The sequence below is a fragment of the Streptomyces sp. NPDC059787 genome, assembly GCF_042732315.1.
GTDB lineage: Bacteria > Actinomycetota > Actinomycetes > Streptomycetales > Streptomycetaceae > Streptomyces > Streptomyces atrovirens.
The window spans coordinates 101,926-110,559 of sequence record NZ_JBHWHX010000021.1 but is presented as its reverse complement, the minus strand read 5'-3'; the positions used below and the strand labels follow the sequence as shown (position 1 = coordinate 110,559).

8 protein-coding genes are annotated in these 8,634 nt (G+C 72.6%); 5 read left to right on the top strand and 3 right to left on the bottom strand.

Going from position 1 to position 8,634, the window contains the following annotated elements; genetic code table 11:
• Window positions 1-76: 76 nt before the first annotated feature.
• Both ACFV5H_RS21265 and ACFV5H_RS21260 read right to left on the bottom strand, forming a co-directional pair.
• Window positions 77-1,825 carry a DUF3152 domain-containing protein gene (locus tag ACFV5H_RS21265; protein ID WP_385196658.1) on the bottom strand — a complete coding sequence of 583 codons (1,749 nt, stop codon included), beginning with the start codon at window positions 1,823-1,825 and terminating at the stop codon, window positions 77-79.
• Window positions 1,826-1,833: 8 nt separating this feature from the next.
• Complete coding sequence (locus ACFV5H_RS21260; RefSeq protein WP_385196656.1) at window positions 1,834-2,889, bottom strand: alpha/beta fold hydrolase; 1,056 nt, start codon at window positions 2,887-2,889, stop codon at window positions 1,834-1,836.
• Between the two features lie 249 nt (window positions 2,890-3,138).
• Between ACFV5H_RS21260 and ACFV5H_RS21255 the strand changes: the two genes are divergently transcribed.
• The 4 genes from ACFV5H_RS21255 (at window position 3,139) to ACFV5H_RS21240 (ending at window position 5,036) form a co-directional block, all read left to right on the top strand.
• Window positions 3,139-3,366 (top strand): hypothetical protein, encoded by a 228-nt coding sequence (locus ACFV5H_RS21255; RefSeq protein ID WP_385056073.1) that lies wholly within the window; start codon window positions 3,139-3,141, stop codon window positions 3,364-3,366.
• A gap of 199 nt (window positions 3,367-3,565) precedes the next feature.
• A complete protein-coding gene (locus tag ACFV5H_RS21250) occupies window positions 3,566-4,210 on the top strand; it encodes a TetR/AcrR family transcriptional regulator (protein WP_085574399.1) in 645 nt (214 codons plus the stop codon).
• A 153-nt stretch (window positions 4,211-4,363) separates the two neighbouring features.
• Window positions 4,364-4,591, top strand: coding sequence for a DUF3107 domain-containing protein (locus tag ACFV5H_RS21245; protein WP_019522837.1), 228 nt, complete (start codon window positions 4,364-4,366; stop codon window positions 4,589-4,591).
• A 178-nt stretch (window positions 4,592-4,769) separates the two neighbouring features.
• Entirely contained in the window at window positions 4,770-5,036 is a 267-nt protein-coding gene (locus ACFV5H_RS21240; protein WP_385056068.1) for a hypothetical protein, read from the top strand.
• Between the two features lie 296 nt (window positions 5,037-5,332).
• Here ACFV5H_RS21240 and ACFV5H_RS21235 read toward each other — a convergent pair whose 3' ends face one another.
• The gene (locus ACFV5H_RS21235) at window positions 5,333-6,088 is read right to left on the bottom strand and encodes a ferritin-like domain-containing protein (protein WP_085572998.1); all 756 of its coding nucleotides are present in this window, start codon (window positions 6,086-6,088) and stop codon (window positions 5,333-5,335) included.
• A gap of 480 nt (window positions 6,089-6,568) precedes the next feature.
• Here ACFV5H_RS21235 and ACFV5H_RS21230 point away from each other — a divergent pair.
• Window positions 6,569-8,634: DEAD/DEAH box helicase (locus tag ACFV5H_RS21230; RefSeq protein ID WP_385196683.1), on the top strand; the 2,066-nt coding region annotated here is incomplete at its 3' end.

Sequence of the window (8,634 nt, the reverse complement as noted above, 5' to 3'; positions counted from 1 at the left end):
GTTGTCCATCACGCCACCAAAAGGGGTGAACGGGCGTAACTTTCCCGTGCGGGGCGCGTTCCGCCGCGCTAGGCGATCAGCTCTTCGGGTACGGCCATGCGTTCGGGCGGCAGCTGATTCCGTCGTGGTCGAGGAACTTGGTCTGCTGCTGCATCACCGGGGCCAGGTCGCCGTCCTTGTCGCAGGTGACGTGGTTGAAGCCCAGGCGGTGGCCGATCTCGTGGTTGATCAGCATCTGACGGTAGGCGTGGATCTTGTCGCCGTAGGTGTCCGCTCCCTGCGCCCAGCGGTCCGCGTTGATCATCACGCGCCGGGTGGCCGCCGAGTCGCAGGAGACGTTGTCCACTGTGGTGTCCAGGCCGGACTTGGCGCACCAGTCCGCGGTCGTGTCGGGACTGGCGAGGGTGATCACGAAATCGACCTCGCCGGAGTGGACGCGCTCGAAGGTGCGTGCGCCGTTGTGCGCCCAGCTGCGGTTGTCGTTGAGCGTCTTCTGGACCGCCTCGGCGAAGAGTTCGCCGTCGAGGCCGAGCCCCTGTTCCACGTCGACGCGGTAGGTGACCTTCTCCCCCTTGCCCGGAGCCTTGTCGATGCCGGGGACCGCGTCGAACTTCCCCGTGCCTCCGCGCGCGGCGCTCAGCGGGTACTTCTCGTCCATCTTCTGCTCGTACGTCAGCGGTTCGGCGCTGGGTGCGGAGGGCGTCTCCCGGTCGTCCCCGCGTGAGGCGGAATCCCGGACGTCGCGCGCCTGCTCACCGGTGGCCTGCGTCTGTACGCCGCCGGTGCCGTCGCGTTCGTCGGCGACCTGCCCGGCCACGACGACGGCCAGCACGGTCGTGACGGCGGCGGCCGCGATCCCGGTGAACGTCCGCCCCTTGCCGCCCTTGGCCGGCGCGGGCCGCCCGGTCGGCGGCGCGTCGTCGTCATCGTCCGGACCGACGGGGATGCCGGTGGCCGGGGCGGCGCTCCAGTCGGTGACGGCCGCGTAGGGGTCCGCGGGGCCCGGCGGGCGGGGCGCGGAGGCGGACGTGGGCGGGGAGAAACGGTCGGTGGCCTCGCCGAAGGCGTCGAGGTAGTCCTGGCGCGGTCCTCCGGGAGGCGCCTGCCGCTGCCGCGGGAGGGGCGCGCCCGGCCGCGCCGGCACGCCGTACCCGGCCCCGGCCGCCGTACGGCCGTCCGACGCCCCCCAGCCACCCCCGGGCTCCCGCTGCTCCGGATGCCCACCACGGGCCTGGGGGACGCCGTGGACGGGGGTTCCGTCGGGAAGCCGGGAAACCCCGTGCGCGGGAGTCCCGTCGGGAAGCCGGGGAAAGCCGTGCGCCGGGGTTCCGTCCGGGAAACGCGGGACGCCGCCCTGCGCGGGCGCACCGTCCGGGAGCCATCCGTCCGGCAGACGCGGGACACCGTGCGCGGGCGTGCCGTCCGAGAGGCGCGGGACGCCGTGTGCGGGTGTCCCGTCCGGGAAACGCGGGACACCGTGCGTAGGCGTCCCGTCCGGGAAACGCGGGACGCCGTGCATGGGCGTGCCGTCCGGGAAACGCGGGACGCCGTGTGCGGGAGTCCCGTCCGGGAAGCGTGGCGCTCCGCCGGCCTGTGTTCCGTATCCCGCCGTTCCGTACGTCGGAGGAGTCCCGTAACCCTGGGTCGGGCCCTGCTGCGGCGGAGGCGCGGGCGTCCGGCGCGGGGCCGGGCCGTTCGTCTGCCGCGGTCTGCCCGCCTGTCCGGATCCTGACGAATCGCCCGGCGCCGAACGGCCTTCCCGTACGGCGCTCTTGTCCGCGGTGTCGCCCTTCGGGGCGGGTCCGCGGCGGCTGTGGCGTCCCACGTCGCGCCTCAGCCCCTCATGTTCTCGGTGGTGGTCTCCCCGCCGGTGTCGGCGGGTGAGCCCGGAGCGCCTTGCGCGCCCGGCTCACCAGTATCCCCCTGATCCGCCGAATCCGTTGTATCCGCGAGGAGTTCACGGAAGGCGAGGGCCACCGTCCCGGGGTATTCCATCATCGCGACGTGCCCCGCGTCCGGGATCGTCACCAGCCGGCAGTCCCGGAAGGCGCGCGCCGACCGCTGGGCCATGCGGAAGCCGACGAGCTGGTCCCGGCCGCCGTAGACGAGCAGGGTGGGCGCGAGCACCCGCTCGGCCTGGCGCCACAGTCCGTGCTGGCCGCCCAGCGTGTACGCGTTGACGAGCCCCCGCGCGGAGCGCGCCATCGCGTCCCAGAAGTACGGCAGCCGCATCCGCCGCTCCATCTCCTGTACGGCGTTGCGGAACCCCTCCGGCGACACCCGCGCGGGGTCGCCGTAGCAGAGCCGCAGCACGCCTCGGACGCGCTGTTCCGCCGTCCACTCGCGGGTGATCCGGGTGAACAGCGGTGCGATGCCGGGCACCGCCAGCAGTCCCGTGGGGACGGCGGTGCGCTGCACCCGCAATTCCGGCAGGGCGGGTGACACGAGCGTGAGGGTGCGGACGAGGTCGGGGCGTACGGCGGCGACACGGGTCGAGACCGCGCCGCCGAGCGAGTTGCCGAAGAGGTGCACCGGGCCGCGGCCGGTCGCGTCGAGATAACGGATCACCGCGCGTGCGTGCGCGGTGATGGAGTAGTCGCCGTCGTCCGGGGGCGGGGAGTCGCCGAAGCCCGGCAGGTCGACGGCCTCGCTGTCGACGACGTCGTCCAGCAGCGGCATGAGCGCCGACCAGTTCAGCGAGGAACCACCCAGTCCGTGGACGTGGAGGGCGGGGGGCAGCCCCTCCCGCGCGGGCGGCCGGGACCGTACCGACAGGGTGATCCCGGGCAGCTCCACCGACCTGAGCCGTTCGCCCTCCGCGACCCTGACCGCCGCCACCTCGGGAAGCACGTTTGCGGGCGGCACGGACGGCAGGTCGGTCGAAGACATGCGGCAATGTTACGAGACGATCACGTACTGGCTCATGTGTTCGCCGTCACAGGCCGCCACAAGGGCACAGGAGGGCTCCGCGCCGCCACGAGGGGCGGATCCCGCCGTGCGCTCCCTGTCACGCACCGGTCGCGGATCGCATAGCGTCCGGATCGGGTGTCTCCTAGGCTCGTAGGGAGGGCACCCGCATGGAGCCCCCGCAGTCCTCGGGGGCGTTCGCAGCAGATGTTCGCAGGAAGGGAGCCCGGCATGGCCGTAGATCCGACCGACCCCGAGACGTTCGTGGAGGACGAGGACGCCCGTGAGGGCGAGGAGTTCGACGTCGAGGCGCCCGAGGTCGACGCGGCCGAGCAGCACGCGGAGGTGAAGCCGGACCGCGACGACCCGATGACCGGCGTCGATCCCGACCGCGCCAACGAGGCGGACCTGATGGAGCAGGCCAGGATCGTCTCCCTCGACGAGGACGACTACCGGTGACGAGCGCACCGACGAGGACCGTCGTCGAGCAGTGAGGAGGAAACTTCTTGCCCGCTCTGACAGCTTTTGAAACCGTCCGTATGGCTTTCACCGCCGTCCGGTCCATGAAATTCTGCGCTCTCACCGCGCACACCACGGTTACCGAAAAGTACGATGGCGGCGCGGCTCACACCGCACGTGGACGACAATGGGAGGCGGCGTGACAGCCATCGAGCAGACAGACGCGGTACGCCCGAGGGGTACACGCCTGCCACGCCGTGCCCGACGGAACCAGCTGCTGGGCGCCGCCCAGGAAGTCTTCGTCGCGCAGGGCTATCACGCGGCCGCGATGGACGACATCGCCGAGCGCGCGGGCGTCAGCAAGCCGGTGCTCTACCAGCACTTCCCGGGCAAGCTCGATCTGTATCTCGCCCTGCTGGACCAGCACTGCGAGGCCCTGATCCAGTCGGTGCGCCACGCGCTGGCGTCGACGTCGGACAACAAGCAGCGCGTACGGGCGACCATGGACGCCTACTTCACGTACGTCGAGGACGACGGCGGCGCGTTCCGCCTGGTCTTCGAGTCGGACCTGACGAACGAGCCCGCCGTGCGCGAGCGCGTCGACAAGGTGACCAACGAGTGCGCGGAGGCGATCTGCGACGTGATCGCCGAGGACACCGGGCTGTCGCGGGCCGAGTCGATGCTGCTCGCCTCGGGGCTCGGCGGTCTCGCCCAGGTGGTGGCGCGGTCCTGGTTGCACAGTGACCGCAGCGTGCCGCGCGACCAGGCGGTGCAGCTGCTGGCCTCGCTGGCCTGGCGGGGCATCGCGGGATTCCCGCTGCACGGCAACGAACAGCACCACTGAGGAAGGCGGGCGGACGCCGACGGCCGTTTGTTCCCGTCGACTGTTCGCTCCTGGCGTTGCCGGGCGCAGCGTGTACGTCCCCTCACCGGGCTAATGTGTGCTGGTACGGCGCGGAAAGTCGCGCACTTCACTGACCGTCGGAGGGACATAGCCGTGGAGGTCAAGATCGGCGTGCAGCACGCGCCCCGCGAGATCGTTCTGGAGAGCGGTCAGAGCGCCGAGGAGGTCGAGCGCGTGGTGGCCGAGGCGCTGGCCGGGAAGTCGCAGCTGCTGAGCCTCGTGGACGAGCACGGCCGCAAGATCCTGGTCCCGGCCGACCGTCTCGCCTACGTCGAGATCGGCGAGCCGGCCCCGCGCAAGGTGGGCTTCGGCGCGCTGTAGGCGCGACCGGCAGTCGAGTGGTCGTGTGAAGGGCCCGGTGGTACGAGACCGCCGGGCCCTTCGCGTGTTCACGGACGGCGCACAGGTCCCCCACAAGGGAGGATTGGGTTCCGCAGGTCAGGGGTAAACCGGGCTACGACCGATGTGAGCAGGCCGGCCATGTGGGAGGGACCCCGACATGCTCTTGGAAGCGCTCAGCTCCGCGATCCTCGGCCTGGCTCTGGCGTGGGTGGCCGTCCGCCGCCTGCCGCATCGTCTTCCCGCCCGCGCCCTGGTCCTGCCGACCGGTGTGGCCGGTGCGCTGTTCGGCGCCTTCCTCATGCACACCGCGCTGGACGCCGGCAGCCTGCTGACGGTGCTGCTCGGGGCGGTGATCGTGTCCGTGGCGTCGCTGTCGCTGCTGCTGCGGCCGGCGGGAAGACTGCGCCGGTCGGCGACCGCGTGACCGGTCGCCGGTGGCGGCGCCGGGGGTGAACCGGTCCGGGGCGGCGCCCCGAGGCGTCGGCCGGACGCTGCCCGGGCTCGTGGGCCCCGGCGCCCTCCTCCGTCTTGCGGCACCCGTGCGACCGGAACCTGCTCGGCTTGACCGTGGTGCCGCAGGGGCGTCCCCGTGGCTCCACGTCCCGCGTCGCCCGGGCGGCCGGACGTTCTCTCGCCCCCGCCGCCCCTTCCCGTCCCGTCCCCGGGGGCTCCGCCCCCGGACCCCGGTGCGCGGTTCCCCGCGCCCCTTCGGGTCCAGGCCTACGCCGCCAGTCCCAGTGCCGCCATGCGCTTGGTGTGGGCCTCGGTGATGCGGGAGAACATCTTGCCGACCTCGGCGAGGTCGAAGCCGTCCGCGACGCCGCCCACGAGCATGGTCGACAGCGCGTCCCGGTCGGCGACCACCCGCTGGGACTGCGACAGCGCCTCGCCCATCAGCCGCCGCGCCCACAGCGCGAGCCGTCCGCCCACGCGCGGGTCCGCGTCGATCGCGGCGCGCACCTTCTCGACGGCGAAGCCGCCGTGGCCGGTGTCGTCGAGCACGGCCAGCACCAGGGCGCGCGTGTCGGAGTCCAGGCGGGCCGCGACCTCGCGGTAGAAGTCGCTGGCGATGGAGTCGCCGACGTACGCCTTGACCAGCCCCTCCAGCCAGTCGGAGGGCGCCGTCTGCTTGTGGAAACCGTCGTACGCGGCGACGAACGGCTCCATCGCGAGCGTCGGTTCCTCGCCGATCCCGGCGAGCCGGTCGCGCAGCCGCTCGAAGTGGTGGAACTCGGCCGACGCCATCTTCGCCAGCTCCGCCTTGTCCGCCAGCGTGGGCGCCAGCTTGGCGTCCTCCGCGAGCCGCTCGAACGCCGCCAGCTCGCCGTACGCGAGCGCGCCGAGCAGATCCACGACGGCGGCCCGGTACTGGGGATCGGCGGAGGCGGCCGCCCAGTCCATGGCGGCGACGCCGGTGGGTCCGGCGGAGGTGTCGGGGGTGTCCGCGGCGTTGTCAGGCTTGTCAGAGCTCGTCATGAAGCGCACAATAGCCCGCTCGCCACGCCCCGGAAGGCCCCGCTCAATCAGTGTGACGACGACTACGTGACCAAATCGGCCATGGCGTGTGCGCGAATCCGGGGTATGGTGGTAATGCGCCTGCTGAGCACTCTGACGTACTCGACAGGCCGCATGTATGAGGATGCCCGGTCGGAGGCCCGATCGGCTCCGCCCCGACAGCCCTCCTTGCCGTACGCCACACTGCGTGCGGGTTCCGGAGGGGGACCCTCAGCGGTACGAGCGCTCGAGCGTCGGCAGTGGTCCCGTGCCCTACGGCATCGCCCGTAAGGCAGCCGACGTCCCCGGCACGGTCCCGACACGACCCCCGCGCTCGCCTCGCACCGCGCACACAGAAGAGGCAGCACCCTGACTACGACGTTCCGAGAGCTCGGAATCCTTCCCGAGACCGCCGAGGCCCTGGAGGCCGTCGGCATCATCACCCCCTTCCCCATCCAGGAGATGACGCTCCCCGTGGCCCTGTCGGGCACGGACGTCATCGGCCAGGCCAAGACCGGCACCGGAAAGACGCTCGGCTTCGGCCTTCCGCTCCTCGAGCGCGTCACCGTCCCCGCGGATGTCGAGGCCGGCCGCGCGAAGCCCGAGGACCTCACCGACGCGCCGCAGGCGCTGATCGTCGTCCCCACGCGCGAGCTGTGCACGCAGGTCACCAACGACCTGCTCACCGCCGGCAAGGTGCGCAATGTGCGCGTCACCGCGATCTACGGCGGCCGGGCCTACGAGCCGCAGGTCGAGGCCCTGAAGAAGGGCGTCGACGTGGTCGTCGGCACCCCGGGCCGGCTGCTCGACCTCGCCGGGCAGAGGAAGCTCGACCTCAAGCACGTGAAGGCCCTCGTCCTCGACGAGGCCGACGAGATGCTCGACCTCGGCTTCCTGCCCGACGTCGAGAAGATCATCAACTTCCTTCCGGTCAAGCGCCAGACCATGCTGTTCTCGGCCACCATGCCGGGCGCGGTGATCGGTCTGGCCCGGCGCTACATGTCGCAGCCGACGCACATCAACGCCACGTCTCCGGACGACGAGGGCGCGACGGTCGCGAACACCACGCAGTTCGTCTACCGCGCGCACAACATGGACAAGCCCGAGATGGTCGCGCGGATACTGCAGGCCGACGGCCGGGGCCTGGCCATGGTCTTCTGCCGTACCAAGCGCACCGCCGCCGATCTCGCCGACCAGCTCAAGCAGCGCGGCTTCGCCTCCGGCGCGGTCCACGGCGACCTCGGCCAGGGCGCCCGTGAGCAGGCGCTGCGCGCGTTCCGCAACGGCAAGGTGGACGTGCTCGTCTGCACCGACGTCGCCGCCCGCGGCATCGACGTCGAGGGCGTGACGCACGTCATCAACTACCAGTCCCCCGAGGACGAGAAGACGTACCTGCACCGCATCGGCCGCACCGGCCGCGCGGGGGCGAAGGGCACGGCGATCACGCTGGTCGACTGGGACGACATCCCGCGCTGGCAGCTGATCAACAAGGCGCTGGACCTGGGCTTCGGCGACCCGTCGGAGACGTACTCCACCTCCCCGCACCTGTTCTCGGACCTCGGCATTCCCGAGGGCACCAAGGGCGTCCTGCCGCGCTCGGAGCGTACGCGCGCCGGGCTGGACGCGGAGGAGCTGGAGGACCTGGGCGAGCCGGGCGGGCGTGGACCGCGCGGGCGCGGTGGCCGGGACGGGCGCGACGGCTCCCGTTCCGCCGAGCGCGAGACCTCGACCCGTACGCCGCGGCGCCGCCGCCGTACGCGGGGCGGTGCGACGCTGGACGAGGCCGCGCAGCAGCCCGTGGGCCCGGCCGCCGAAGGCGCCGGCGAGGCGGAGGCCGACACGGCCGCCCGCACCCCGCGCCGCCGTCGCCGTACGCGCGGCGGAGTCACGGCCGGGGCGGCGACCGCGGTGGAGGCGGCGGAGTCCGCCGTCGACACGGCGGAGGGCACGGTGGCGGAGGCCGCCACGGTTCCCGCGAAGCCGCGCCGCCGCCGGACGCGCCGAGGCGCGGCGGACACGGCGACGGCCGTCGTCACCCCGGTGGCCGAGGAGACCACGGCAGCCGTGGCGGCCCCGGTCGTCACGGAAGCCCCGGTCGTCACGGAGCCCGAGGCTCCGGTCACCGAACCGCGCCGTCGCCGCACCCGCAAGACCGCGGAGACCGCGGCGGTGGACACGGCGGAGGCGATCACCGAGCCGGTCGAGGCGACGGAGCCCAAGCCGCGCCGCACGCGCAAGACGGCGGCCAAGGCCGAGGCCGCGGTCGGCACCGCCGAAGGCAGCACCGAGCAGGCCGAGGCGACCGAGACCAAGCCCCGCCGCACGCAGAAGACCGCGGCCAAGAAGGCCGAGACCGTGGCCGACACGGTCGAGGGTGGCACCGAGCCGGTCGAGGAAGCCAAGCCCCGCCGTACCCGCAAGACCGCGGCCAAGAAGGCCGAGCCTGCGCTCGACACCGCCGAGAGCAGCACCGAGGCGGCCGAGGCGACGGAAGCCAAGCCCCGCCGCACGCGGAAGACCGCGGCCAA